At 67.6% G+C, this 25,731-nt stretch carries 22 protein-coding genes; 14 read left to right on the top strand and 8 right to left on the bottom strand.

All coding sequences use genetic code 11. The features are described from left to right. Nucleotides 1–90 precede the first annotated feature (90 nt). Entirely contained in the window at nucleotides 91–972 is an 882-nt protein-coding gene (locus ACODRX_RS16055; protein ID WP_488872529.1) for a LysR family transcriptional regulator, read from the bottom strand. Between the two features lie 104 nt (nucleotides 973–1,076). Between ACODRX_RS16055 and speB the strand changes: the two genes are divergently transcribed. From speB to ACODRX_RS16040, 3 genes are all read left to right on the top strand, one after another. Continuing rightward, on the top strand, nucleotides 1,077–2,048 hold the full coding sequence (gene speB, locus ACODRX_RS16050; protein ID WP_488872528.1) for an agmatinase: 972 nt from the start codon (nucleotides 1,077–1,079) through the stop codon (nucleotides 2,046–2,048). A 118-nt stretch (nucleotides 2,049–2,166) separates the two neighbouring features. Next, the gene (locus tag ACODRX_RS16045; protein ID WP_488872527.1) at nucleotides 2,167–2,997 is read left to right on the top strand and encodes a transporter substrate-binding domain-containing protein; all 831 of its coding nucleotides are present in this window, start codon (nucleotides 2,167–2,169) and stop codon (nucleotides 2,995–2,997) included. Between the two features lie 38 nt (nucleotides 2,998–3,035). Then, nucleotides 3,036–4,589: an amino acid ABC transporter permease/ATP-binding protein gene (locus tag ACODRX_RS16040; protein ID WP_488872526.1), complete on the top strand. Its 1,554-nt coding sequence runs from the start codon at nucleotides 3,036–3,038 to the stop codon at nucleotides 4,587–4,589. A 27-nt stretch (nucleotides 4,590–4,616) separates the two neighbouring features. Here the strand turns inward: ACODRX_RS16040 and mnmA are convergent, their stop codons facing one another. The 7 genes from mnmA to ACODRX_RS16005 all read right to left on the bottom strand — a co-directional run bounded on the left by mnmA (nucleotide 4,617) and on the right by ACODRX_RS16005 (nucleotide 9,768). Beyond that, nucleotides 4,617–5,768, bottom strand: coding sequence for a tRNA 2-thiouridine(34) synthase MnmA (gene mnmA / locus ACODRX_RS16035; RefSeq protein WP_488872525.1), 1,152 nt, complete (start codon nucleotides 5,766–5,768; stop codon nucleotides 4,617–4,619). Nucleotides 5,769–5,816: 48 nt separating this feature from the next. Further along, nucleotides 5,817–6,317, bottom strand: coding sequence for a flavodoxin family protein (locus ACODRX_RS16030; RefSeq protein ID WP_488872524.1), 501 nt, complete (start codon nucleotides 6,315–6,317; stop codon nucleotides 5,817–5,819). After that, nucleotides 6,293–6,796, bottom strand: coding sequence for an NUDIX hydrolase (locus ACODRX_RS16025; protein WP_488872523.1), 504 nt, complete (start codon nucleotides 6,794–6,796; stop codon nucleotides 6,293–6,295). The genes ACODRX_RS16030 and ACODRX_RS16025 overlap by 25 nt, the downstream gene beginning before the upstream one ends. Nucleotides 6,797–6,859: 63 nt before the next feature. Beyond that, on the bottom strand, nucleotides 6,860–7,618 hold the full coding sequence (locus tag ACODRX_RS16020; RefSeq protein WP_488872522.1) for an amino acid ABC transporter ATP-binding protein: 759 nt from the start codon (nucleotides 7,616–7,618) through the stop codon (nucleotides 6,860–6,862). A 33-nt stretch (nucleotides 7,619–7,651) separates the two neighbouring features. Then, a complete protein-coding gene (locus ACODRX_RS16015) occupies nucleotides 7,652–8,302 on the bottom strand; it encodes an amino acid ABC transporter permease (protein ID WP_488872521.1) in 651 nt (216 codons plus the stop codon). Nucleotides 8,303–8,314: 12 nt separating this feature from the next. Next, a complete protein-coding gene (locus ACODRX_RS16010; protein WP_488872520.1) occupies nucleotides 8,315–8,968 on the bottom strand; it encodes an amino acid ABC transporter permease in 654 nt (217 codons plus the stop codon). Continuing rightward, the gene (locus tag ACODRX_RS16005) at nucleotides 8,968–9,768 is read right to left on the bottom strand and encodes a transporter substrate-binding domain-containing protein (protein WP_488872519.1); all 801 of its coding nucleotides are present in this window, start codon (nucleotides 9,766–9,768) and stop codon (nucleotides 8,968–8,970) included. Before ACODRX_RS16005 ends, ACODRX_RS16010 begins: the two co-directional genes overlap by 1 nt. Nucleotides 9,769–10,043: 275 nt before the next feature. Between ACODRX_RS16005 and ACODRX_RS16000 the strand changes: the two genes are divergently transcribed. From ACODRX_RS16000 to ACODRX_RS15950, 11 genes are all read left to right on the top strand, one after another. Further along, nucleotides 10,044–11,459, top strand: a complete 1,416-nt coding sequence (locus ACODRX_RS16000) for an aminopeptidase P N-terminal domain-containing protein (protein ID WP_488872518.1) — start codon at nucleotides 10,044–10,046, stop codon at nucleotides 11,457–11,459. Nucleotides 11,460–11,685: 226 nt separating this feature from the next. After that, a complete protein-coding gene (pyk, locus tag ACODRX_RS15995) occupies nucleotides 11,686–13,134 on the top strand; it encodes a pyruvate kinase (protein ID WP_488872517.1) in 1,449 nt (482 codons plus the stop codon). 165 nt (nucleotides 13,135–13,299) lie between these two features. Beyond that, nucleotides 13,300–13,980 (top strand): response regulator transcription factor, encoded by a 681-nt coding sequence (locus ACODRX_RS15990; protein ID WP_488872516.1) that lies wholly within the window; start codon nucleotides 13,300–13,302, stop codon nucleotides 13,978–13,980. Further along, on the top strand, nucleotides 13,981–15,375 hold the full coding sequence (locus ACODRX_RS15985) for a histidine kinase dimerization/phospho-acceptor domain-containing protein (RefSeq protein ID WP_488872515.1): 1,395 nt from the start codon (nucleotides 13,981–13,983) through the stop codon (nucleotides 15,373–15,375). A gap of 106 nt (nucleotides 15,376–15,481) precedes the next feature. Beyond that, nucleotides 15,482–16,546: a class II fructose-bisphosphate aldolase gene (fba, locus tag ACODRX_RS15980; protein WP_488872514.1), complete on the top strand. Its 1,065-nt coding sequence runs from the start codon at nucleotides 15,482–15,484 to the stop codon at nucleotides 16,544–16,546. A 108-nt stretch (nucleotides 16,547–16,654) separates the two neighbouring features. Further along, nucleotides 16,655–18,067, top strand: coding sequence for a glutathione-disulfide reductase (gene gorA / locus ACODRX_RS15975; protein ID WP_488872513.1), 1,413 nt, complete (start codon nucleotides 16,655–16,657; stop codon nucleotides 18,065–18,067). Between the two features lie 49 nt (nucleotides 18,068–18,116). After that, complete coding sequence (locus ACODRX_RS15970) at nucleotides 18,117–19,319, top strand: M48 family metallopeptidase (protein WP_488872512.1); 1,203 nt, start codon at nucleotides 18,117–18,119, stop codon at nucleotides 19,317–19,319. A 186-nt stretch (nucleotides 19,320–19,505) separates the two neighbouring features. After that, nucleotides 19,506–20,336 carry a hypothetical protein gene (locus tag ACODRX_RS15965; RefSeq protein ID WP_488872511.1) on the top strand — a complete coding sequence of 277 codons (831 nt, stop codon included), beginning with the start codon at nucleotides 19,506–19,508 and terminating at the stop codon, nucleotides 20,334–20,336. 265 nt (nucleotides 20,337–20,601) lie between these two features. Continuing rightward, nucleotides 20,602–22,293 carry an AMP-binding protein gene (locus ACODRX_RS15960; protein ID WP_488872510.1) on the top strand — a complete coding sequence of 564 codons (1,692 nt, stop codon included), beginning with the start codon at nucleotides 20,602–20,604 and terminating at the stop codon, nucleotides 22,291–22,293. Between the two features lie 195 nt (nucleotides 22,294–22,488). Then, nucleotides 22,489–24,654 (top strand): TonB-dependent receptor, encoded by a 2,166-nt coding sequence (locus ACODRX_RS15955; protein ID WP_488872509.1) that lies wholly within the window; start codon nucleotides 22,489–22,491, stop codon nucleotides 24,652–24,654. Nucleotides 24,655–24,729: 75 nt separating this feature from the next. Continuing rightward, entirely contained in the window at nucleotides 24,730–25,545 is an 816-nt protein-coding gene (locus tag ACODRX_RS15950; protein WP_488872508.1) for a 5'-methylthioadenosine/adenosylhomocysteine nucleosidase, read from the top strand. The last annotated feature ends 186 nt before the right edge of the window (nucleotides 25,546–25,731 follow it).

Below are 25,731 nucleotides of genomic sequence, written 5' to 3'. Positions count from 1 at the left end.
CGATGGGATGTGAGCCCGGTAACCGCGCCGGCCTCAAATGCTGCCAGCTATTTCCCGGGTGCTAACAACTGCGAGATTGGCAAGGCCTTGCTATGGCACCAGCAGGTCGCACATGGTGCGAATCGCAGCCTCGCGGCTGCGGCCCCGGCGCGTGATCAAGGAGAACGGGGACTGGTAGCCGAAGGTTTCTGGCAGCAAGACCCGCAGGCGTCCCTGGTCGACCCAGCTTTGTGCATAGTGCTCGGGCAGGTAGCCAATGTAGCCGCCTGACAGCAGAAGGATCAGCTCGGCCTCCATGCTTTCCACGGTCGCAACACTTCGTTTGAAACCATGCCGTCCCATGTCGGATCGGCTCCAGTAGCTGCGCCGTACCACCGGTTGCTCCATGATCTGCTCGGGTGTTGCGCCAAGGTCGTGGAACAGCGGGTGCTGGTTGCCGCAATAGAGCCGCTGCTGTTCCTGGTAGAGCGGATGGCTGATGAGCCCGCTCATCGGCGTGGGGAAAAAGCCGATCGCGAGATCGTAGGTGTTTTCCAGCACGCCCCGCTGCAGGTCGTAGGGTGAGCGCACGAACAGGCTCAGGTAGACCGCGGGATGCGTCTTGCTGAATGTGCCGAGGGCGGTGGCCAATGGCAGCGCCGCGTCGGTGACGGTCGAGTCGATGACGCCGATGTTCAGCTTGCCGCTCAGATCCCCCTTGAGCGCCGCCGTGTAGTGGCCGAAGGCCTCCAGCTCTCCACGCAATCGAAGTGCTTCGCCCAGGAGCATTTCACCTTTCGCGGTCAGCGCGAAACCGCCGCGCCCGCGCTGGCAGAGCACGAAACCCAACTGCGCTTCGAGCTGGCTCATGTAGGTGCTGATGGCCGAAGTGGTCAGGTTGAGCTCTTCCTGGGCATTGGCGAACCCGCTGTGGCGTGCCACCGCGATGAATATGCGCAGCAGCTTCAGATCGGGAACGGTCGGTGCGGTCATGGCGATAGTTTTGATTTCTCTGAAGTGATTATTTCGAGTGCGCTATTTGTCGTGCCAGGGGGCAAACCCACAATGCCCTGCAGCAAAGCACTCCAGCGACCACCATGAACCAGCCCAACCCCCAACCTCAAGATGCCTCGGTGATTCCTCGATTCGCGGGCCTGCCTACCTTCATGCGGCTGCCGATGTGCGGCGATCCATCCGAGCTGGACATCGGGCTGATTGGCATTCCGTGGGATGGGGGCACCACCAATCGGGCGGGGGCCCGCCATGGGCCGAGGGAGGTGCGCAGCCAATCGAGCCTGATGCGCCGCGTGCATCACGTCAGCCATATCGCGCCATACGATCTTGCGCGGGTTGCCGATCTTGGCGATGCGCCGGTGAATCCCATTGACCTGATGGCGTCCCTTGCTGGCATCGAGGCGTTCTATCGCAAGGTGCATGCCGCCGGCACGGTGCCGCTGTCGGTCGGCGGCGATCACCTGGTCGCGCTGCCGATTCTTCGGGCCATTGCCGCTGGCGGGCCGGTGGGCCTGATCCACTTCGATGCGCATTCCGACACCAACGACCGCTACTTCGGCGATCAGATGTACACGCATGGAACACCGTTTCGCCGCGCGGTCGAGGAAAAGCTGATCGATCCGCTGCGCACGGTGCAGATCGGTATACGGGGCTCGGTTTATTCGGCGGAGGATGAACGCTTCGCCGAGGAAGCCGGCATACGCGTCATCCACATGGAGGAGTTCAGCCGCCTGGGGGTCGATGCGGTGCTCGCCGAAGCACGGCGCACCGTGGGCGATCTGCCGACCTATGTCAGCTTCGACGTCGACGTGCTCGATCCCGCCTTCGCGCCGGGCACTGGCACGCCCGAGATCGGGGGGATGACGACGCTGCAGGCCCAGCAGCTGATAAGAGGCCTTCAAGGCCTCGACCTGATTGGGGCGGATGTCGTCGAGGTTGCTCCCCCCTTCGATGTCGGAGGCGCGACATCGCTGGTGGGGGCCACGATCATGTTCGAGCTGCTGTGCGTCCTGGCGGATGCGCATCGGCGACGCACTGCAGAAACGGCCGCGTAGCAGCGGGGCGCAGCAGCTTCCCCGCCCGCCGGCTTCCAAGCCCATGCGAAGCGCCGTCTGCCGCGGACTGCGCGAAATCTACCCAGCCTTCCCCTGTAGCCCCACCAAGGAGATAGCCATGACGATTTTCAAGAAGGCAGGTTCCCTGCGCCGCCACATCCCTTGGGGCTTGCTCGCGGCTTGTGCCGCGTGGATGCCCGGCCATGCTGGCGCACAGAGTGCTCCCCTGATGGCTGCGGGTGAGCTCAAGGTGGGTATCGAGGTTGCCTATCCGCCTTTCGAGTCGTGGCAGGGCGACAAGATCGTCGGCTTTGATCCGGAGTTGGCCGAGCTCCTCGCGCGCGAGATGAAGGCCAGGCCGATCTTCATGGACACCAAGATGGCGGGCCTGATCCTGGGGCTGGGTGCCGGCCAGTTCGACACCGTGATCTCCGCCCTGTACATCACGCCTGAGCGTAGCGCGATCGCCGACGCGATTCCCTATGCCAGCACCGGCGCCCTCATTCTTGTCGCCAAAGGCGGCCCGGTTCAACCCAAGACGGAGCGGGATCTTTGCGGCCTGAAGGTCGGCTTGCAGCAAGGCACGGCCTGGATCAGCGCGATCAAGAAGCTGTCCGAAGCCTACTGCGTGGGCCATGGCAAGCCGCCGGTGCGCGTCAGCGAGTTTCCGACCGGCCCGGAGGTGACGCAGGCGCTGCTGTCGAGGAACGTCGAGGCGCAGATCGAGATTGCAGGCACTGCGCGCATGTTTGCCGAGCGTACGCGCAACCGCCTTGCGATCAGTTCACCCGAGCTGATCTATCCGCAGACATTGGGCATCTACATCAAGAAGGGCAATACGCCGCTGCGCCAGGCGATCGAGCAGGCTCTCGGGCGCCTGCGGGCGAGCGGCGAGTATGCGGCGCTGATCAAGAAATACGAGCTCGAAGCCGTACCCGCGGCGCAGTAGTCAAGCCTCATTTGTCCAGCAGCTTCGGGAGCGTACGCATGGCCTTCGATTGGCATTACTTCTTTTCCCTGTTCGAGATGGCGGCCTTCTGGCGGGCATGCGTGACGGTCGTCGTACTCAGCACCTTGTCATGGTCGATCGGGGCCGTATTCGGCTTCCTGGTGGCCAGCGCGAGGCTTTCTCCAAGGCGCTGGCTGTACCTGCCCGCAGCGTGCTATATCTGGTTCTTCCGCAGCGTGCCGCTGCTGGTTCTGCTCGTTTTCGTCTACAACCTGCCGCAGCTGATTCCCGCGAGCGGCCCGCTCCTGGGCAATCCGTTCATCTCGGGCCTGATCGCGATGATCGTGACCGAGACTGCCTATATGGCGGAGATCCACCGCTCCGGACTGCTCTCGGTGTCGCCTGGGCAGCGGGAGGCGGGGCGCGCGCTGGGCATTGGCTTTGTGGGCATCAAGCGATTGATCGTGATCCCGCAGGCCATCCGCGTTGCGCTGCCGACCTTGATCAACGAGTACGTCACGATCGTCAAGCTGACCTCTTTGGTGTCGGTGATCTCGTTGCCCGAGTTGCTGATGACCGGGCAGTGCCTGTATGCGCAGACCTTCCAGGTGCTGGAGACACTGCTGGCCGTGGCCGTGTACTACGTGATGATCGTCTCCGCCTTCGGCTTGCTGTTTCGCTTGCTGGAGCGCCGCCTCGATCTGCAGGCACGCAAGCCGGGCACCCTCGGCGAGCAGGCATGCGCGGCGATCCGCGAGGGCCTGCCTGCATCAGGGCCGAAAAAGCCCGGCGGCGACCTGGCCGTGCTGCCCGCCTTGGCCATTGACGGCATCCACAAGGCCTATGGCGCGCACGAAGTCCTCAAGGGGGTCAGCCTTCGGGTGCGCGCAGGCGAAGTCATCTCGATCATCGGGCCTTCCGGCTCGGGCAAGACGTCGATGATTCGCACCGTCAATGGGCTGGAGCGCATAGACCGGGGGCGGATCTCGCTTTTTGGAGAGACGCTTTTCGACGCCGATGGCGCCGGCATCGCGCCAGATGCGCACCAGCGCCTGCGCCGCATCGGGATGGTGTTCCAGAATTTCAACCTCTTTCCCCATCGAACGATTCTCGACAACGTCATGCTGGCGCCGCGCTACCACGGCCGCCCCAGTCGAACGCAGGCGTTGCGGCTGCTCGACAAGGTCGGACTGCTCGCGCACATGGAAAAGTACCCGCATCAGCTCTCGGGCGGGCAGCAGCAGCGGGTCGCCATCGCGCGTGCGCTGGCCATGTCGCCGGACGTGATGCTTTTCGACGAACCCACATCGGCGCTGGACCCCGAACTCGTCGGCGACGTGCTGCGTGTCATCCAGGACCTGGCGCGCGAGGGCATGACGATGCTGATCGTGACGCATGAAATGGAGTTCGCGCTCTCGATTTCCGACCGCGTGGTGTTCATGGATCGCGGGGTCGTTCAGGTCGATGCCTCTCCCGCTGAGATTCTCGATGCGCACAACGATGCCCCCGTCTTCCTGCGCCTGCGGCGCTTCATGGGCGTGGAAAAGCCATCGATCCGCTTGCCGGCCCGGGGCGCGGCAGCCGCCGCCTAGGCTTGGCAATGGGCTGTTCGGGGTCCCTCAGACGCCGAGCGCCATCTTTTCAGGCGCCTGCTGCGCCGCCGCATCCACCGTCTCTATGATGCCGCCGCCCAGGCAGACCTCGCCGTCGTACAGCACGGCCGACTGGCCGGGCGTGACGGCCCATTGCGCCTCGGGGAACTGCAGGCTGAAGCGCTCGGCGTCGCCCTGGGCGAGCGTGCAGGCGGCGTCGGCCTGGCGGTAGCGCGTCTTGGCGGCGTAGCGGCCCGGGGCGGGCGCATGGCCGGCGCACCACGAGGCGTCCAGCGCCTGCAGCCGGTGCGACAGCAGCCAGGGATGCTCGTGGCCCTGCACCGCGACGAGCTGGTTTTTCTGCATGTCCTTGCGCGCCACGAACCACGGCGCATGCTCGCCACCGCCGCGCGGCGCGCCTTTTTCCTTGACGCCGCCGATGCCCAGGCCCTGGCGCTGGCCCAGCGTGTAGAACGACAGGCCTTCGTGGCGGCCGATCTTGCGGCCCTGCTCGTCGACGATGGCGCCGGGCTCCTTGCTGATATAGCGGTTGAGGAAATCGCGGAACGGCCGCTCGCCGATGAAGCAGATGCCGGTGGAGTCCTTCTTCCTGGCATTGGGCAGGGCGATGTCCTCGGCGATCTGGCGCACCTGGGTTTTCTTCAGCTCGCCCACCGGAAACAGCGACTTGGCCAGCTGCGCCTGGTTCAGGCGGTGCAAAAAGTAGCTCTGGTCCTTGGCCGGGTCCAGCCCCTTGAGCAGCTCGAAAAGCTGCGTGTCGGGGTTCTGGCGCACGCGGGCGTAGTGGCCGGTGGCGATCTTCTCGGCGCCCAGGCGCATGGCGTGGTCGAGGAAGGCCTTGAACTTGATCTCGGCATTGCACAGCACGTCGGGGTTGGGCGTGCGGCCGGCCTGGTATTCGCGCAGGAACTCGGCGAACACCCGGTCCTTGTAGTCGGCGGCAAAGTTCACATGCTCGATCTCGATGCCGATCACGTCGGCCACCGCGGCCGCGTCCACGAAGTCGATGTTGGACGAGCAGTATTCGCTGTCGTCATCGTCTTCCCAGTTCTTCATGAAGATGCCGACCACCTCATGCCCCTGCTGCTTGAGCAGGTAGGCGGTGACGGCCGAGTCCACCCCGCCGGAGAGTCCCACCACGATACGTTGTTTTGCCATGGCGCAATTATCCGCCCGGGTGGCCGGCGCCTGCCGGCAGCGGGTTTTCTAAAAAACGCCGAGCGCCAGCCCGGCGGCCAGCGCCTCGCCCAGCGCGTGGCAGGCCTGGAGCTCGGCGGCGGCGATCTGCTTGGGGGCCAGGATCGCCTCGGGCGTCTGCGCATGGGTGCAGACGATCAGCGGCTCGGCAATGGGCTTGAGCCGCCAGCCGGTGGCGATGCGCTCGATCTGGCGCGCGGCGTTGTGCCCGTCGCTGCCGGCGCATACCAGGCTGGCATAGGGCCGGCCGTTGATGTGCTCCAGCGCCGCGTAGTAGCTGCGGTCGAAGAAGTCCTTCATCATGCCGCTGATGGCGGCCAGGTTCTCGGGCGTGGCGAAGAGGTAGCCCTGCGCGGCCAGCACGTCGGCGGGCTGGGCCTGCGCCGCCTGCAGCAGGCGCACCTGCACGCCGGCCTCGGCGGCGGCGCCGCAGCGCGCGGCCTCCGCCATCTGGCGCGTGCCGCCGGTCAGCGAGTGGTAGACGATCAGGAGCGTGGGGCGGCCGGGCATGGCTCCTGCAGCACCGAGGGGTCGGTGTAGATCAGGCTGAGCGGAAAGCGCTGGCCGGCCAGGTAGTCGCCCAGCGACTGCAGCACCAGCGGGCTGCGCATGCGCTGGCTTTCGGCACGCATTTCGTCGGCGCTGAGCCAGACGGTGCGCAGCACGCCGTCGTCCAGCGGCCGGCCCTCGTGCAGGCTGCCCAGCGTGCCGGTGAACGAAAAGCGCATGTAGGTGGTGTCGGCACCGCTCCTGGTGCGCACGAAGCGGTTCATGTACACGCCCAGCAGCGCGGTGGGCTTGAAGTCATGGGCGGTTTCCTCGAGCACCTCGCGGGCGCAGGCCTGCACCAGCGATTCACCGGGGTCGAGGTGGCCGGCCGGCATGTTCAGCCGCAGGCCGTCGGAGGTGTCCTCCTCGACGAGCAGGAAGCGGCCATCTCGCTCGATGACGGCTGCCACGGTGACATTGGGTTTCCAGCGGTTGGGCATGGGCGCGATTATGGGGCAAGTCGCCGCAAGGCACGATTTGCTGATTCGCCGGGTGGGCCGCGCTCAGTGCGTGCTGCCGAGGAATTGCCGCAGCTCGGCGGTCTGCGGGTTGCCGAAGAGCTGTTCGGGCGCTCCCGATTCGTGCACCTTGCCGTGGTGCATGAAGACGATGCGGTCGCTGACCTTGCGGGCGAAGTTCATTTCGTGGGTGACCATGATGAGGGTCATGCCCTGCTCGGCCAGGTTTTCCACCACGCTCAGCACTTCGCCGACCAGCTCGGGATCGAGCGCCGAGGTCACCTCGTCGCACAGCAGGATCTCCGGCCCCATCGCCAGCGCGCGGGCAATCGCCACGCGCTGCTGCTGGCCGCCGGAGAGCTGATCGGGCATGGCGTCGAATTTGTCGGCCAGGCCGACGCGCGCCAGCAGGCGCCGGGCAGTCTGCTGCGCGGACTCGCCCGGCTCGCCGTTGACCAGGCGCGGCGCGAGCATCACGTTCTTGCCGGTACTCAGGTGCGGAAAGAGGTTGAAGCTCTGGAAGATCATGCCCACGTTGCGGCGCAGCTCGCGCAGCTGCTGGGGGTTCTGGTTGTCCACCTGCGTGCCGTAGACGAGCAGCTTGCCTTCCTGGTAGTCCTCCAGCCCGTTGATGCAGCGCAGCAGGGTGCTTTTGCCCGAGCCGCTCTTGCCGATGATGCAGACGACTTCGCCGCGCTCTATCTGCAGGTCCACGCCCTTGAGGACTTCGTTGCTGCCGTAGCGTTTGCGCAGCTGGCGTATCTCGACCAGCGGCTGGGTGGGCGCTTGGATGGTGGTGCTCATGATGGGGTCTGGGGTTGGTGGCGGTATCGATCTTCAGCGCCGGGGCCGCAGGCGCTTTTCCAGCCGCTGGCTCCAGATCGACAGCGGAAAGCACAGCGCGAAGTACAGCGCCGCGACCAGGCCGTAGATCTTGAAGGGCTCGTAGGTGGCGTTGGCGATGAGCTGCCCGACCTTGGTGATCTCGACGAAGCCGATCACGCTGGTCAGCGCGGTGGCCTTGACGATCTGCACCGCGAAGCCGGTGGTGGGCGCGATGGACAGGCGCAGCGCCTGCGGCAGGATCACATGGCGCAGCTGCTCGGTGAAGCTCAGCGCCAGGCAGGCCGATGCCTCCCACTGGCCCTTGGGCACCGAGCGCACCGAGCCGTACCAGATGTCGCTCAGGTAGGCGGCGGCGTACAGCGCCAGGCATACGCTGGCGGCCAGCAGGGGCGATGCATCCAGCCCCAGCATGGCCAGGCCGAAGTAGGCCAGGAAGATCTGCATCAGCAGCGGCGTGCCCTGAAAGAGCTGCACATACAGCGCGACCACGCGCTCGCCGCCGGGCAGGTGGCTGAGCCGCAGCGTCAGCAGCAGCAGGCCCAGCACGCCGCCGGCCGCGAAGGCGATGAGCGACAGCCCCACCGTCCAGCGCAGGGCCAGCAGCAGCTGGGTGGCGATCATGGCATTGCTGAACTCGACCATGGTGGACTCCTTTCAGCGCCTGGCGAAGATGAAGCGCGGGCCGATCCAGCTGAGCAGCCAGCGCAGCATGACCGCCAGGGCCAGGTAGACGAGGGTGACGGTGATGTAGGCCTCGAAGCTGCGGAAGCTGCGGCTGGCGATAAGGTTGGCGGCATACGAGATCTCTTCGGTAGAGATCTGGCTGCACACCGACGAGCCGAGCATCACGATGACGATCTGCCCCACCACCGCCGGCCATACCCGCCCCAGCGCGGGCGGCAGCACCACGCGCGAGAAGATCTGCCAGGGCGACAGCGCCAGGCATTGCGCCGCCTCGATCTGGCCTTGCGGCGTGGCCTCGATGCCGGCGCGGATCTGCTCGCAGGCATAGGCGCCCAGGTTCAGCATCATCGCCAGGATGCTGGCGGCCTCGGGCGGCAGGCGCAGGCCCAGCGACGGCAGCCCGAAGAACAGGAAGAACAGCTGGATGATGAAGGGCGTATTGCGAAACAGCTCCACATACGCCGCCACCAGCGTGCGCAGCCACAGCGGGCCGTGCACCCGGCTCCAGGCGCAGCAGATGCCCAGGCCCAGGCCCAGCGGCACCGCGCACAGCGTGAGCAGGCCGGTCAGCAGCAGGCCCTTGAGCAGCATGGGCCATGCGGCGAGGATGGGGGAGAACTCCATTACTCGGGGATGTTGCCCAGGCCGCGGCCCAGCCACTTTTGCGAATAGCCTTCGAGCGTGCCGTCCTTGCGCGCGGCGCGCAGGATGGAGTTGACCTTGTCCAGCAGCGAGGTCTCGCCCTTGCGGATGCCGACGTAGTTGGGCGAGTCCTTGATGAGCAGCTTGTATTCGGCCTCGACCTTGGGATTCTTCTGCAGCGCGGCGGCGGCCACCGCCGCGCCCACGGCCACGAACTGGGTCTGCTGCGTCATGAAGGCGGCCATGGTGGCGTTGTCGTCCTCGAAGCGCTGGATCTTCAGCGTGGGCGGCGCGATCTTGACTAGCGCATCGTCCTGGATGGTGCCGCGCGTGACCGCGATGCTCTTGCCCGCCAGGTCGTCGAACGACTTGGCCACGAGGTTCTTCGGGCCGAAGACCGCCTGGAAGAAGGGCGCGTAGGGCACCGAGAAATCGATCACCTTCTCGCGCTCGGGCGTCTTGCCCAGCGCCGAGACGATCAGGTCGATCTTCTTGGCCTCCAGGAACGGGATGCGGTTGGGCGTGGTCACCGGCACCAGGTTGGCCTTGACGCCAAGCTTGTCGGCGATCAGCTGCGCCACCGCCACGTCCACCCCGGTGGGCTTGAAGTCCGGGCCCATGTAGCCGTAGGGCGGGTAATCGGTGGGAATGCCGATGGTGATGGACTTCTTCTCCAGCACAAGCTTGAGGGCGCCGTCATCGGCCCAGGCCGCGCTGGCGCCCAGGGCCGAGCCAAGGGTGGCCAGCAGGCAGGTCAGGATGGTGCGCTTGGTCAGAAACATGGAAACCTCCGGTCAATGGAATGGATTTCCGGCTAGCAGTTTGCGTGCCAGGGCGAAAACGTTTTGCGCGGAATTCAATGCAAGGCCTTGTTTCCATGGAGATCATTGATCTCGAACGCACCGGGGGCGGGCAGGCGCCGCATGGAGCCGCATCGCGCCATATGGGCTTGGCAGGCAGTCAGATGCGGGCCGCACCAAGTTGGGGAGGTGAACGCCGTGCGGGGGCGCCAATGCCCTGCCGCCACGAACACTGCCAAAGCGCTACGATAGGGCCCATGCAACCCGATACAACCATCCATGCCGAGCGCCGCGCCCGCGTCGCCCGGCAGCTCGGCGACGGCGGCATCGCCATCATCCCCACGGCAGCCGAGCACCTGCGCAACCGCGACAGCGACTACCAGTACCGCCACGACAGCTATTTCTACTACCTCACCGGCTTCACCGAGCCCAATGCCTGCCTGGTGATCGCGGCCGATGGCAAGAGCACGCTGTTTTGCGCACCCAAGGACCTGGAGCGCGAGATCTGGGACGGCTACCGCCTCGGCCCCGACGCGGCGGTGGCGGCGCTGGGCTTGGACGAGGCTTTCTCGTTCGCCGAGCTGGACCTGCGCCTGCCCAGGATGCTGGAAAACCGTGCCGTGGTCTGGTATCCGTTCGCCATCCACAGCGGCTTTGAAGGGCGCGTGGCCCGCTGGCTCAACGTGGTGCGCGCGCGCAGCCGCTTCGGTGCGCTGGTGCCCGAGCAGCAGCGCGACCTGTGCGCCGTGCTCGACGAGATGCGCCTGCTCAAGGATGCGCACGAGCAGGCCACCATCCGCCGCGCCTGTGCCATCAGCGCGCGCGCCCATGTGCTGGCCATGCAGCGCTCGGCCCGCATGCTGCGCGCCGGCCAGGACGTGCGCGAATACCACCTCGACGCCGAGCTGCTGCACGCCTTCCGCGAGCACGGCTCGCAGTACACCGCCTACGGCTCCATCGTCGCGGCCGGCGCCAATGCCTGCGTGCTGCATTACCGCGCCGATGCGGCGCCAATCAAGAGCGGCGAGCTGGTGCTGATCGACGCCGGCTGCGAGCTCGACGGCTATGCCAGCGACATCACCCGCACCTTCCCGGCCAACGGCCGCTTCAGCGGCCCGCAGCGCGCGCTGTACGAGCTGGTGCTGGCCAGCCAGGACGCGGCCGTGGCCGTCACCCGGCCCGGCCAGCGCTTCAACGACCCGCACGATGCCACCGTGGCGGTGCTGGCGCAGGGCATGCTCGATCTGGGCCTGCTCGACAAGAACAAGGTCGGCAGCGTGCAGGACGTGATCGACAACCGCAGCTACTTCCCGTTCTACATGCATCGCACCGGCCACTGGATGGGCATGGACGTGCACGACTGCGGCAGCTACGTGGAGCCGTCCGAGATCGGCCACATCAGCGAGCGGCGCGACCCGCTGTCGGGCGAGCTGATCCTGAACCGCCCGAGCCGCATACTGCGCGCCGGCATGGTCACCACCATCGAGCCCGGCATCTACGTGCGCCCGGCCGAGGGCGTGCCCGAGCAGTTCCACAACATCGGCATCCGCATCGAGGACGACGCGCTCATCACCGACGACGGCTGCGAGCTGATGACCCGCGGCGTGCCGGTGCGCGCCGACGAGATCGAGGCGCTGATGCGCGAAGGCGCGGCCGCGCCCGAGCTGTCGTAAACAAGCCGCACCATGCGCGCTGGCATATCTGTTATTTGCTTCTGATTTGATAGCTGTTTGCGTAATCAGGGTATGGTTTATTTGTGGATTTGATTGAGAATCTGCTGCGGCGGGGGCCTGCCGATTGAAGCCCCTATGTAACCGGAATGGCCGCAGAATAGAAACTGAATTACAAGGCGCCGGCCTGTGCTGCCGGCGCCAGTCCACCACCCGACCGAGACAAGCCATGAACGCACCGACCAAAACCCGCCGTGCCACCAAGATTGTTGCCACCCTGGGCCCCGCCTCCAGCGACCCGCAGATCCTGGAGGAGATGATCCGCGCCGGCGTCAACGTGGTGCGCCTGAACTTCAGCCACGGCAAGGCGCAGGACCATGTGGACCGTGCCAACATGGTGCGCGCCGCCGCGCAGCGCGCCGGGCGCGAAGTCGCCATCATGGCCGACCTGCAGGGCCCCAAGATCCGCGTCGGCAAGTTCGCCGAGGGCAAGGTTTTCCTGGAGCCGGGCGCGCGCTTCGTGCTCGATGCCAGCCGCACCGAGCCGGGCGACATCGACGGCGTGGGCCTCGACTACAAGGAGCTGCCGCGCGACGTCAAGCCCGGCGACGTGCTGCTGCTCAACGACGGCCTGATCGTGCTCATCGTGGATGCGGTGCGCGGCGAAGCGGTGCACACCACCGTCAAGCTCGGCGGCGAGCTGTCCAACAACAAGGGCATCAACAAGCAGGGCGGCGGCCTCACGGCGCCGGCGCTCACTGCCAAGGACATGGAAGACATCAAGACCGCGATGAGCTTCCAGGCCGACTACGTGGCGGTGAGCTTCCCCAAGAACGCCTCCGACATGGAAATGGCGCGCCAGCTCTGCCTGGTGGCAGCGGCCGAATTCCGCCACCGCCCGGGCCTGATCGCCAAGATCGAGCGCGCCGAGGCCGTGCCGCGCCTGGAGGAAATCCTGCGCGTGTCCGACGGCATCATGGTGGCGCGCGGCGACCTGGCGGTGGAAGTGGGCCATGCCGCGGTGCCCGCGCTGCAAAAGAAGATGATCCGCATGGCGCGCGAGATGGACAAGGCCGTCATCACCGCCACGCAGATGATGGAGAGCATGATCACCAACCCCGTGCCCACCCGCGCCGAGGTGAGCGACGTGGCCAACGCGGTGCTCGACGGCACCGACGCGGTGATGCTCAGCGCCGAGACTGCGGCCGGCAAGTTCCCGCTCGAGACCGTGCAGGAGATGGTCGCCATCTGCGCCGCCGCCGAGGCCGCCGCCGACTGGGACGTGGACACCGACTTCGTCGGCAAGACCTTCCAGCGCATCGACCAGAGCATCGCGCTGGGCGCGCTCTTCACCGCCACGCACCTGGGCGCCAAGGCGCTGGTGGCGATGACCGACAGCGGCTCCACCGCGCTGTGGATGAGCCGCCACCGCACCCAGATCCCGATCTACGCGCTCACGCCCAAGATCGCCACCCAGCGCCGCATGGCCCTGTACCGCAACGTGCGCCCGCTGCTGATGGACACCAGCGCCGACCGCGACACCGCGCTGCTGCAGGCCGAGGCCCACCTCAAGAGCCGCGACATCGTGCAAAGCGGCGATGTCTACGCCATCACCTGCGGCGAACCCATGGGCTCGCCCGGCGGCACCAACATGATGAAGATCTGCCGCGTGGAATAAAAGGCTAAAAGCCGTACTGCAATCCTGATAGCTGCCAGCGCTTGCTGCGCCATGTTTTTGGATACAAAACTATCTGAAAATATTGTGTGGTAAACGCTGGCAGCTATTGTTTTTTCTATTGAAGCCAATCCGGCCGGCCCGCGCGCTTCATGCACAATGCGCTGCATGCGGATACTGATGGTCGAAGACGACGCTGGGATTGCCGAGGGCCTGCGCGCCAACCTGCGCCAGCGCGGCCATGCGGTGGACTGGTGCGGCACGCTGGCCGCGGCCTGGAATGCGCTGACCACCGAAAGCTTCGATGCGGTGCTGCTCGACCTGGGCCTGCCCGACGGCGACGGCACCAGCCTGCTGCAGCGCCTGCGCAATGCGCCGCCGGGCACCAGCCGGCCCGATCCGGCCACGCCGGTCATCATCCTCACCGCGCGCGACGGCGTGCACCACCGCATCGAAGGCCTGGACCTGGGCGCCGACGACTACCTGGCCAAGCCCTTCGACGCACAGGAGCTGCAGGCCCGGCTGCGCGCGCTGCTGCGCCGCGCCGCCGGGCGCGCCAACCCGCTGATCCAGTACCGCGAGCTGGTGCTCGACCCGGCGCTGCACCAGGTGCGCCTGGCTGGCGAGGCGGTGGAGCTGCCGCCGCGCGCCTTCACCATTTTGCTGATCCTGCTGGAGGCGCGCGGCCGGGTGCTGTCGCGCCAGCAGCTGGAGGAGCGGCTCTACAGCTTCGACGCGTCGGTGGAGAGCAACGCGGTCGAGGTGCACATCCACCACCTGCGCAAGAAGCTGGGGGCGGACTACATCCACACCATGCGCGGCGTGGGCTACTTCATGCCGCAGGTATAGATGGCCGAGCCACAGGCCGCCACCAGCTGGCTGGGCCCCGCCCAGGGGCTGCCGCGCCTGCAGACGCGGCTGCTGCTATGGATTCTGGCGGCGCTGGTGCTGGTGTGGGGCTGCTTCGTCTTCTGGGCCTACCAGGCCGGCGTGCAAGAGGCCGACGAGCTCACCGACGGCCACCTGGCCAGCGTGGCCGCGCTGGTGCTGAACATGCCGCTGCGCCCGGGAACCGGCGCCGAGCTGGCGCCCACGCGCCGCGTCACCGTGCCGGGCCTGCGCGCGCATGACTACCAGCAGTCCATGGACATCCAGCTGTGGGATGCGGCCGGCCGCCTGGCCATGCATGCGGGCGCCGCGCCGGTGGTGGAATTCGGCGCGCAGCGCGAAGGCTTCTCGCAGGCGGCGCTTGGCCACGAGGGCGAAGTCTGGCGCAGCTTCACCCAGTGGGACGCCGAGCGCAGCCACCGGGTCACGGTGCTGGTCGCGCTCAAGGAGCGCGACGACCTGGCCGAAGACATCGCCGGCCAGATGATCCTGCCCGGCCTGTGGCTGCTGCCGGTGGTGACGCTGGTGCTGGGCCTGACGATACGCACCGGCCTCAAGCCGCTGCAGCAGCTGTCCGCCGACGTGGAGCGGCTCGAGCTGGCCGAAGGCCAGCGCCTGCGCCGCGCCGACAACTGGCGCGAGTTCCATGCGGTCACGCAGGCGATCAACACCTTGCTCGACCGCAGCGAGGCGGCGGTCGAGCACGAGCGCAAGCTGGCCAACGAGGTGGCGCACGAGCTGCGCACGCCGCTGTCGTCCATCAGCCTGCACGCCCAGGCCCTGCAAGGCGGCCTGCCGGCCGAAGAGCAGGCGGCCGCGGCGCAGCGCATCCAGGCCGATGCGCTGCGCGCCGGCCATGTGCTGCAGCAGATCCTGGCGCTGGCGCGGGCCGGGCGGGTGCAGATGACCCAGCAGGCCGCCACCGTCGAGCTGGGCCGGCTGGCGCGCGGCGTGGCCGCCGACTACGCCCAGGCGGCCTGGCAGCACGGCAGCAGCCTGTCGGTGGAGCTGCCCGAGCCGCTGGCGGTATCCGGCCATGCGCTGCTGCTGGAGATGGCGCTGCGCAACCTGGTCGAAAACGCGCTGCGCCACACGCCGCGGGGCACGCAGATCGAAGTGCAGGGCGGCCGCACGGGCGCCAGCGGCGAATGCTGGCTGCAGGTCTGCGACGACGGCGGGCGCGACGGCGCCGCCCGCCCGCCCGAGCCGGTGGACAGCCTGCACCTGGGCCATGAAATCGTCGCCCGCGTGGCCCAGCTGCACGGCGGGCGCTTCGGCCCACAGGCCGCGCCGCCGCCACATACCACCTGCTACCGCCTGACTTTGCCGCAGGGCGGGGTTGCGGCGCATGGTTAAAATGATGGGTTACCAAGCGGTTACCACGCCGCGGCTCCCGTAGCCCTCGTGGCCGAAGCCCAGGCTCCGGCTCTTTCCCCACTATTTCTCTAACGGACTCTCCACCATGGCTCTCGTCTCGATGCGCGAATTGCTCGACCATGCCGCAGCCAACAACTACGGCATTCCCGCTTTCAACGTGAACAACCTGGAGCAGGTGCAGGCAGTGATGGCGGCCGCGGACGAAGTGGGCGCGCCGGTGATCCTGCAGGCCAGCGCCGGCGCGCGCAAGTACGCGGGCGAAAGCTTCATCAAGCACCTGATCCAGGCCGCCGTCGAGGCCTATCCCCATGTGCCGCTGGTCATGCACCAGGACCACGGCACCTCGCCCGCCATCTGCCAGGGCGCGCTGAACCTGGGCTTTGGCTCGGTGATGATGGACGGCTCGCTGCGCGAGGACGGCAAGACCCCGGCCGACTTCGACTACAACGTCAAGGTCACGCGCGATGTCGTGGCCATGGCGCACCAGATCGGCGCCACCGTCGAGGGCGAGCTGGGCTGCCTGGGCTCGCTGGAGACCGGCATGGCCGGCGAGGAAGACGGCGTGGGCGCCGAAGGCGTGCTGGACCACTCGGCGCTGCTGACCGACCCCGAGGAAGCCGCCCAGTTCGTCAAGGCCACCCAGCTCGACGCGCTGGCGATCGCCATCGGCACCAGCCACGGCGCCTACAAGTTCAGCCGCAAGCCCACGGGCGACATCCTGTCGATCCAGCGGGTCAAGGAAATCCACGCCCGCCTGCCCAACACCCACCTGGTGATGCACGGCTCCTCGTCGGTGCCGCAGGAGCTGCTGGCCATCATCAACCAGTTCGGCGGCAAGATGAAGGAAACCTACGGCGTGCCGGTGGAGGAGATCCAGGAAGCCATCAAGCACGGCGTGCGCAAGATCAACATCGACACCGACATCCGCCTGGCCATGACCGGCGCGGTGCGCAAGTTCCAGGCCGAGAACCCCGACAAGTTCGACATGCGCGAATGGATGAAGCCCGCGCGCGAAGCCGCCCGCCTGGTGTGCAAGCAGCGCTACCTGGAGTTCGGCTGCGAAGGCCAGGGCCCCAAGGTCAAGGGCGTGCCGCTGGCCGACATGGCGCGCAAGTACGCCGCCGGCGAGCTGGCGCAGGTGGTGCAGTAAGCCCGCCCACCGGCGCCTGCCGCGCCGGCCCCCCGAGAAACCGCCCGTGAGGGCGGTTTTTTGCTGGATGGCCACAATGGCTTGTTTTGATGCCAGGCGAGACAAGACATGAGCACTTCCTCCACATCCCATGACTACGACCTCATCGTGATCGGCGGCGGCTCGGGCGGCGTGCGCGCCGCGCGCATGGCCGCCGGGCGCGGCGCGCGCGTGGCGCTGGTCGAGTCGGGCGCCATGGGCGGCACCTGCGTGAACGTGGGCTGCATTCCCAAGAAGCTCTACAGCTACGGCGCCGGCTATGCCGAGGCCTTTGCCGAGGCGCGCGGCTACGGCTGGCAGGTGCCCGAAGGCCTGGCGCTCGACTGGCCGGCACTCAAGGCCGCGCGGGCCAAGGAGATCGGCCGCCTCAACGGCATCTACGAAGGGCTGATGAGCGGCGCGCAGGTGCAGCGCCTGGCCGGCCACGGCGCGCTGCTCGATGCGCACAGCGTGCTCGTCACCGCCAAGCCCAATGGCCGGATGCAGGAGCAGCGGCTCAGCGCGCGCCACATCCTGATCGCCACCGGCGGGCGGCCCTGGGTGCCCGAGCTGCCGGGGCGCGAGCATGCGCTGGTGTCCGACGACATGTTCGAGCTGCCCGAGCTGCCGCGCCGCCTGGTGGTGGTGGGCGGCGGCTACATCGCCTGCGAGATGGCCAGCATCTTCCACGGCCTGGGCGTGCAGGTCACGCTGCTGTACCGCGGCGAGCAGGTGCTGCGCGGCTTCGACCGCGAGGTGAGCGACTTCGCCGCCGGCGAGATGCGCAAGGCCGGCGTCGACATCCGCGTGCGCAGCGACGTGGCGGCGATCGCGCTCGATGCCGCGAGCGGCGAGCGCGTGCTGCAGCTGAAGGAGGGCGGCGAGCTGCGCTGCGACGCGGTGCTCTATGCCACTGGCCGCAGGCCCAATGTCGAGGGCCTGGGGCTGGAGCGCGTGGGCGTGCGCCAGGATGAGCACGGCGCCATCGTGGTGGACGAGCACTATGCCACCAGTGTTGCGGGTGTGCACGCCCTGGGCGACGTGGTTGGCCGCCTGGAGCTCACGCCGGTGGCGTTGGCCGAGGCCATGGCCTGGGTGGACCATGTGTTCGGCCCGCAGCCGGGCAAGGCGGCGCGCACGGTGGACTACGCACTCATTCCCACCGCGGTGTTCACCCATCCGCCGATCGGCAGCGTGGGCCTCTCCGAAGAGGCCGCGCGCGAAAGGCATGGCGCGCTGCGCATCTACCGCAGCGACTTCAAGCCGCTGCGCCACACGCTCAGCGGCAGCAGCGAGCGCACCCTGGTCAAGCTGGTGGTGGATGACGCCAGCGACCGCGTGCTGGGCCTGCACATGGTGGGCGCCGATGCCGGCGAGATCACCCAGGGCTTTGCGGTGGCGCTGCGCGCCGGCGCGACCAAGGCGGTGTTCGACGAAACCATCGGCATCCACCCGACCAGCGCCGAGGAGTTTGTTACCTTGCGGGAAGTGGCGCGGCGCTGAATCGGCCCGTATTTCCTCCGTATGATGGGGCGGATTTGGAGGGGAATGCATGGATCCGCTGGTCTATCCGCGCGAGAAGCCGCTGGGCGCCATCACACTGGTGCTGGGCCTCATCGTCTGGCTGCTGCTGGTGCTGGGCACGCTCGGCGTGGCGCTGGCCTATGTGCTGCTGGGCTTCGTCGGCTACCTGTTCGCCCAGTCCGGCCTGATCGCCTGGCTGCGCGGCACGGGCGTGCGGCTGTCCGAAGACCAGCTGCCCGAGCTGTACCTGCAATACCTGCAGTGCTGCCAGAAGCTCGGCGTCAACGACCCGCCCGAGGCCTATGTGCTGCAGGGCGGCGGCATGATGAATGCATTTGCCACGCGCTTTCTGGGGCGCAACTACGTCATCGTGCTGGCCGATACGCTGGACGCGCTGCGCGCGCTGCCCGACGGCATCAACTTCTATTTCGGCCATGAGCTGGGGCATATCCGCCGCGGCCACCTCACCGGCCACTTCTGGCGCATGCCGGCGCTGTGGCTGCCACTGCTGGGCGCGGCCTATTCGCGCGCCAAGGAATACACCTGCGACATGCACGGGCGCGCCTGCTGCGAGCACAGCGAGTCGGCGGCGCGCGCGCTGGCGGTGCTGGCCGCCGGTGCCGAGAAATGGCAGCAGGTCAACCTCGCCACCTACGCGCGCCAGACCCTGGCCAACCGCGGCTTCTTCCCCGACTTCCATGAGCTGATATCCGGCTACCCCTGGCTGACCAAGCGCGTGGTGCGCATGCTCAACCCCGACACCCGGATGCCGGGGCGCAACCCCTGGTCGTACCTGCTGGCCGGCTGCGTGCCTTACATCGGGCGCGTGGGCGGCGCGGCCGGCCTGTTCACGCTGGCGCTGGTGGCCGCCGGCGCGGGCCTGCTCGTGGCGGTGGGCATGCCCGAGCTGCAGCGCTACCAGGAGCGCGCCGGGCTGCAGCGCCTGTGGCTCGAGGCCGCGCCGCTGCGCGCCACGCTGGGCAGCTACTACGAGCAGAGGCAGGACGTGCCCGACGACCTGCCCAGCGCCGGCGTCACGCTCGCCCAGGCGGGCGAGTGGGAATACGACAGCGACACCATGAGCCTTACCTACCACCTGCAGCGCGGCGCCTTCACGATGGTGCCGTCGGAGCAGGACGGCAAGGTCGTCTGGCACTGCAGCGGCAGCGGCCCGGTGGCCGAGGCCCTGCCCGACGAATGCCGGGAGGACGGCGACGACGATCTGGACTAGGGCCGCTGGATGGGGGCCGGCGGCTCGCCAGCACAACATTTCTTCACGATTAGCCGCAATGCCTGCGCAATGCCGGGCGACAATGCTTCGCCGCCGGTGCCGGCCTGGCGCTTGCTATCATGGCGGCGGTATTTCCCGGCCGGGCCTGCGCCGCAGGCCCGGGCTCGCTCTACAGGATTGGTGTTTATGGTTTTTGCTGTTCGCAAGATGATGGCGGTGCTGGCGCTGTCGTCTGCTGCCATGGCTCTGGTGGCGTGTGCGCCGGTCACGCCCCAGACCTACCCGGTCGGCCGCACGCAGGTGGCGTTCGACGAGGCGCCGCAGATGCAGTGGCGCTACTGGGGCTCGGACAGCGACCTGATCCCGGTCGCGCCGAGCGACCTGGCCCACGACGAGCCGCTGCAGGCCAAGGTCTGGCAGATGCGCACTTCGCTGGGCGAGCTGGTGGCGGTGATGGCGGTGCGCTCCAACGTGGACGACCTGAATCGCCAGCCCACGGTCTGGACGCAGGACTGCCCCAAGCAGCAGGGCGTGCTGGTGGAGCGCACCCAGGGCTTGAACGTGGGGCGCGTGGACTGCCTGCGCATCAAGCGCACCGCCAACAGCGAACAGTGGCTGGCGCAGAACGATGCGCGGATGGAGGCGCGGCTGAATGCGGCCGGCATCTATTTCGCGCGGCCCATGTCGCACGTGTCCTACCAGTACACCACCGGCAATGGCGGCTACGTCGAGGTGCAGGTGCTGGCCGACCACCGCCTGGTGCGGCCCGAAACCCACAACAGCATCGACTTCTTCTCGGCCGGCCGGCCGCTGCTGACCTGGGCGCAGGACCTGTCGCTGGCCGTGCGCCAAAGCACCGGCTTCATGAACGGGGTGTTCAACGTGCCGCCGTTCCCCTACTCCATCGAGCAAAAGCCCTACTACCAGACGCAGGAGGCGCAGGACACCCAGGTGGCGAACCCGCGGGCCGGCCGGCGGGCGCGGGCGGGCCAGCCCGTGCCGCCGGACCAGCCTTGAACGGTTTCGCCATCCAACGCTAACTTGGTTGCTGCGCCTGGCCGTACTATCGGTACAGCCTGCGGCTGCGCGGCGCGTTCTCGCTGGATGGCGAAACCGGATGCCGCGTAACAGCAGCCGATCCCAGGGTAATTCCAGAATCGCGAATGGCGCGGGTTGCGCACAATACCGGTTTTGCAGAAATTCATAGCGCCTCGCTTCGCGTACAGGAGCGGCTCAGCCCCCGTGGCTCGCCAGGCGCCGCCATTCCATCAGGAGACCGTGCATGACTCAACGCCCCTGGCTGCAGGGCTATCCCGCCGATGTACCTGCGGACATCGACCTGGCCAACATTCCCACGCTGGCGCAGTTGCTGAACCAGGCCTTCATCCAGCATGCGGACCGCGAGGCGCTGCACTTCATGGGCAACAGCTGGAGCTACCGCCAGCTGGACCAGTTCAGCCTGGCGCTGGCCGCCTACCTGCAGACCCTGCCGCTGGCCAAGGGCGACCGCGTGGCGCTGATGATGCCCAACGTGCCCCAGTACGCGGTGGCGGTGGCGGCGGTGCTGCGCGCCGGGCTGGTGGTGGTCAACGTCAACCCGCTCTACACCCCGCACGAGCTGGAGCACCAGCTCGTCGACAGCGGCGCCAAGGTGATGATCGTGCTGGAGAACTTCTGCGCCACGGTGCAGCAATGCCCGCAGCATGCGCAGCTCGCGCAGGTCATCGTCTGCAGCATGGGCGACATGCTGGGCCTGTTCAAGGGCGCGCTCGTCAACTGGGTGGTGCGGCATTCCAAAAAGCTGGTGCCGCCGTTCCAGCTCACGCGCAGCATCGCCTTCAATGCCGCGCTGCGCCAGGGCGAGCAGCACAAGTTCACTCCGCCCGAGGTGCACCTGGACGACGTGGCCGCGCTGCAGTACACCGGCGGCACCACCGGCGTGGCCAAGGGCGCGGTGCTGCTGCACCGCAACCTGGGGGCCAATGTGATGCAGGTCCAGGCCTGGTATGCGCCGGCGCTCAAGACCATCCCGGCCGAGGTGCAGCCGCTGTGCGTGTGCGCGCTGCCGCTCTACCATATCTTCGCGTTCACGGTCTGCCTGCTGCTGTCGCTGCGCTGTGGCCACCATGTGCTGCTGATTCCCAACCCGCGCGACATCAAGGCCACTTTGGCCGAGCTGCGGCACCAGCCCTTCCACACCTTTCCGGCGGTCAACACCTTGTTCAACGGGCTGATGAACCACCCGGACTTCGACACGGTGGACTGGAGCCACCTGCGCGTGGTGGTGGGCGGCGGCGCGGCGGTGCAAAGCGCGGTGGCCGAGCAGTGGCTGGCGCGCACCGGCACGCCCATCATCGAGGGCTACGGCCTGTCCGAGACCAGCCCGGTCGCCAGCTGCAGCGTGGTGGGCCAGCCGGTGAACGGCTCGATCGGCCTGCCCATGCCCAGCACCGACATGGCCATCCTCGACGACGCCGGCCATGCCGTGCCGCAGGGCGAGCGCGGCGAGGTCGCGATCCGCGGGCCGCAGGTGATGGCCGGCTACTGGCAGCGGCCCGACGAAACCGCCAAGGTGATGACCGAGGACGGGTTCTTCCGCACCGGCGACATCGGCGTGATGGATGCCGACGGGCGCTTTCACATCGTTGATCGCAAGAAGGACATGGTGCTGGTCAGCGGCTTCAACGTCTACCCCAACGAGGTGGAGGACGTGGCATCGGCCTGCCCGGGCGTGGCCGAATGCGCGGTGATCGGCGTGCCCGACGACAAGACCGGCGAGGCCATCAAGCTGGTGGTGGTGCGCAAGTCGGCCGATCTCACCGAGGCCCAGCTGCGCGCCTTCTGCAGCGAGCGCCTGACCGGCTACAAGCGCCCCAAGTACATCGAGTTCCGCGATGCGCTGCCCAAGACGCCGGTGGGCAAGATCCTGCGCCGCGAGCTGCGCGACGAAGAGCTGGCGAAGATGAAGGCGTAGCCCGCGCGGCCGGCCGCCAGTCCGGAGACTGTTGTTTTTTGCGCTCAGGCGCCGCTGCGGCGCCCGGGATTCGTTTTGTTTCAAACTAGAATAGAAACAATTCTCATTTGCATTATTGTCGTTGTGCGTATTGAAGGCGCACACGGCTGCTGCGCCGGGAAGCCAAGAATCCAAAACACAACAGGAAGATCCAATATGTCTCGAAAGCAGGGTGGCGTGCAGGGGCGCCAATTTTCTCGCCGTACCACGCCGCTGGCATGTGCGGGCGCCATGCTGGTGTCGGTGGCCGCGCAGGCGCAGACGGCGGCCCAGGGCGAGGCCTCGTTGCCGGCGGTGACGGTGACCGCCGACACCGTGCAGCCCGAGGCCCTGCCCGGCACCTATGCCGGCGGGCAGGTGGCCAAGGGCGCGCGCCTGGGCGCGCTGGGCAATGTGGACGTGATGGACGCGCCGTTCAACGTGACCAGCTATACCTCCGAGCTGATCGAGAACCAGGGCGCCCGCACCGTCGGCGACGTGCTGAGCAACGACCCCTCGGTGCGCTTCACCACGTCCAGCGGCCATGCCTACGAGAACTTCCGCATTCGCGGCTTCGACGTCAACCAGAACGACCTGGCCATCAACGGCATGTACGGCCTCATGCCGGTCGGCCACACGCCGGTCGAGATGTTCGAGCGGGTGGAGCTGCTCAAGGGGCCCAGCGCGCTGTTCTCGGGCATGTCCCCCAGCGGCGCGGTGGGCGGCATGGTCAACCTGGTGCCCAAGCGCGCCGATGACGAGCCGCTGAACCGCGCCTCGCTGGACTACCAGTCGCAGAGCCAGCTCGGCGTCAAGTTCGACCTGGGCCGCCGCTTCGGCGAGTCCAAGGAATGGGGCCTGCGCATCAATGGCGCGTTCACCAATGGCGATACCGAGCTGGACGGCCAGTCCAAGAAGCGCGAATTCCTCTCGGCCGCGCTCGACTACCGCAGCGGCGGGCTGAAGGCCTCGATCGACGCCTACTACAGCAAAGAGTCTTACAAGGGCGGCACGCCGGCCATGTTCTGGATGCCCACGGTCGTGCTGCGGGCGCCGGACGCCAGCGTGAACCAGTTCCCTGCCGCGTGGGCCGATCTGCAGAGCAAGGCCGTCATCGCGCGCGCGGAATACACGTTCAACCCGAACCTGTCCGCCTTCGCCGGCATCGGCGTGCGCAAGCACAATTATTCGGGCTTCATCAACGGCTCGCACGTGCGCAGCCTCAACGCCAGCGGCACCAGCACGAACACGGTCACCGTGGCCTCGCTGGGCTATGACGACAGCGTCTCCTCCGAGGCGGGGCTGCGCATGAACTTCAATACCGGCGCGGTGGGCCACGAGCTGGTGCTGCAGGCCTCGCGGCTGGAGATGGAGTCCGGCGCGGCCAGCGCCACCTCCGCCTTCACCACCAACATCTACGCGCCGGTCTACCACGACATGCCGGCGCTGCCCGCAAGCTCGCCCAAGAGTGCCGAGAACACGCTGTCCAGCGTGGCGCTGGTGGACACCATGACCTTCCTGGACGACCGGCTGCGCCTGACGCTGGGCGCACGCCACCAGACCGTCAAGACCACCAACTTCAGCGCGGCCAACGGCTCGGTGACCGGCAGCTACGACAAGAGCGCGGTGACGCCGGCCGTCGCGGTGGTGCTCAAGCCCTGGGGCCCGGGCATTTCGCTGTATGCCAACTATGTGCAGGGCCTGAGCAAGGGCGACACCATCTCCACGCCCACCTATGTGCGCAACTTCACCTTCGCGCCGTACAAGACCAAGCAAAAGGAAGTCGGCATCAAGTGGAATGCCGGCAGCTTCGCGAACACGGCCAGCCTGTTCGAGATCACCAAGCCCATGCTCATATCGGTCAACGGCAACGACGCCTCGGACGAAGGCGAGAAGCGCATCCGCGGCCTGGAATGGAATACCTTCGGCGAGGTGGCGCGGGGCGTGCGCCTGCTGGGCGGCGCCGCCTATACGCAGGGCGTGCAGACCCGCACCGCCAAGGGCGCCTACGACGGCTACCAAGCCGTGGGCGCGCCGCGCTGGCAGGGCAACCTGGGCGCCGAATGGGATGCCGCCCCCGGCCTGACGCTGAGCGGCCGCATCGTCGCCAGCTCCAGCCAGAAGCTCAATGCGGCCAATACGCTGCAGCTGCCCGGCTGGAGCGAGGTGGAAGTCGGCGCGCGCTACGCCACCCAGCTGTCCGGGTACAAGACGGTGTTCCGCCTGAACCTGGCCAACCTGTTCAACCGCCGCTATTTCTCCGGCGTATTCAGCGACACCACGCCCATCGCCACGCTGGGGCAGGGGCGTACCGTATCGGCCTCGGTCGCGGTGGACTTCTGAGCCCGGGCATCTTGCCGCGCGGCGAGGTGTTTCGGGCGAGAATGGCGGCCGCCCCGCCTTCAGACGCCTGCCATCATGACCCTTGCCTCCGCCGCCCCTGCCGCCAATCCCGCGATCGCGATACTCAGCGCGCTGCCGCAGGAGCAGCACGGCCTGGTGCAGGCCATGCACGGCGCAGACGCCGTGGCCCATGCGGGGCGGCAGTTCTGGCGCGGCCGGCTGCATGGGCATGAGCTGGTCTGCGCGCTGTCGGGCATAGGCAAGGTGGCGGCGGCCACCACCGCCGCCGCGCTGATCGAGCGCTTTGGCGTGCGCCGCATCGTCTTCACCGGCGTGGCGGGCGGCGTGGGCGAGGGCGTGCAGGTCGGCGACGTGGTGATCGCCAGCGACTACCTGCAGCACGACCTCGACGCCTCGCCGCTGTTCCCGCGCTGGGAAATGCCCGGCTACGGCCGCACGCGGCTGGCCTGCGATGCCGCCATGTCGGGCGCGCTGCTGGCGGCGGCCCAGGCCTGCGTGGCGGGCGACACCGCGGCCTTGCGCGCCCGCCATGCCTTGCACCCGCCGCGCGCGCATTGCGGGCTGATTGCCAGCGGCGACCAGTTCGTGGGCACGGCCGCGGCCTCGCGCGCGCTGGCGCAGGGGCTGCGCGCCGCCGGCCACGAGGTGCTGGCGGTGGAGATGGAGGGGGCCGCCGTGGCCCAGGCCTGCCTGGACTATGGCGTGCCGTTCGCCGCCATGCGCACCATCTCCGACCGCGCCGACGACAGCGCCCATGTGGACTTTGCCGAATTCGTGCGCAGCGTGGCCAGCCGCTACGCGCTGCGCATCGTCGACGGCTTTCTGCGCAGCCTGCCGCTGAGCTGTAATGCCGTTCACTTAGGCCAGTGAACGGCATGAGCTCCTCGGGTGCTCCAGCGTAGCGGGCAAGCATGGAGCCTTGTTTTGAGGCCAGAGGCCGGGACTCGCCCCGGCGGGCGACCCCCTTTCTTGCCGCGCAGCAAGAAAGGGGGCAAAGAAATGCGCCCCGGCTATCCGTGACCCCAGCGCCTGAAGGCGCTGGGGCAAGCTGCGATG

This window comes from Comamonas sp. FG99 (assembly GCF_057808605.1).
The sequence above is the reverse complement of the archived record's forward strand: the minus strand, read 5'-3'. Positions and strand labels throughout refer to the sequence as shown.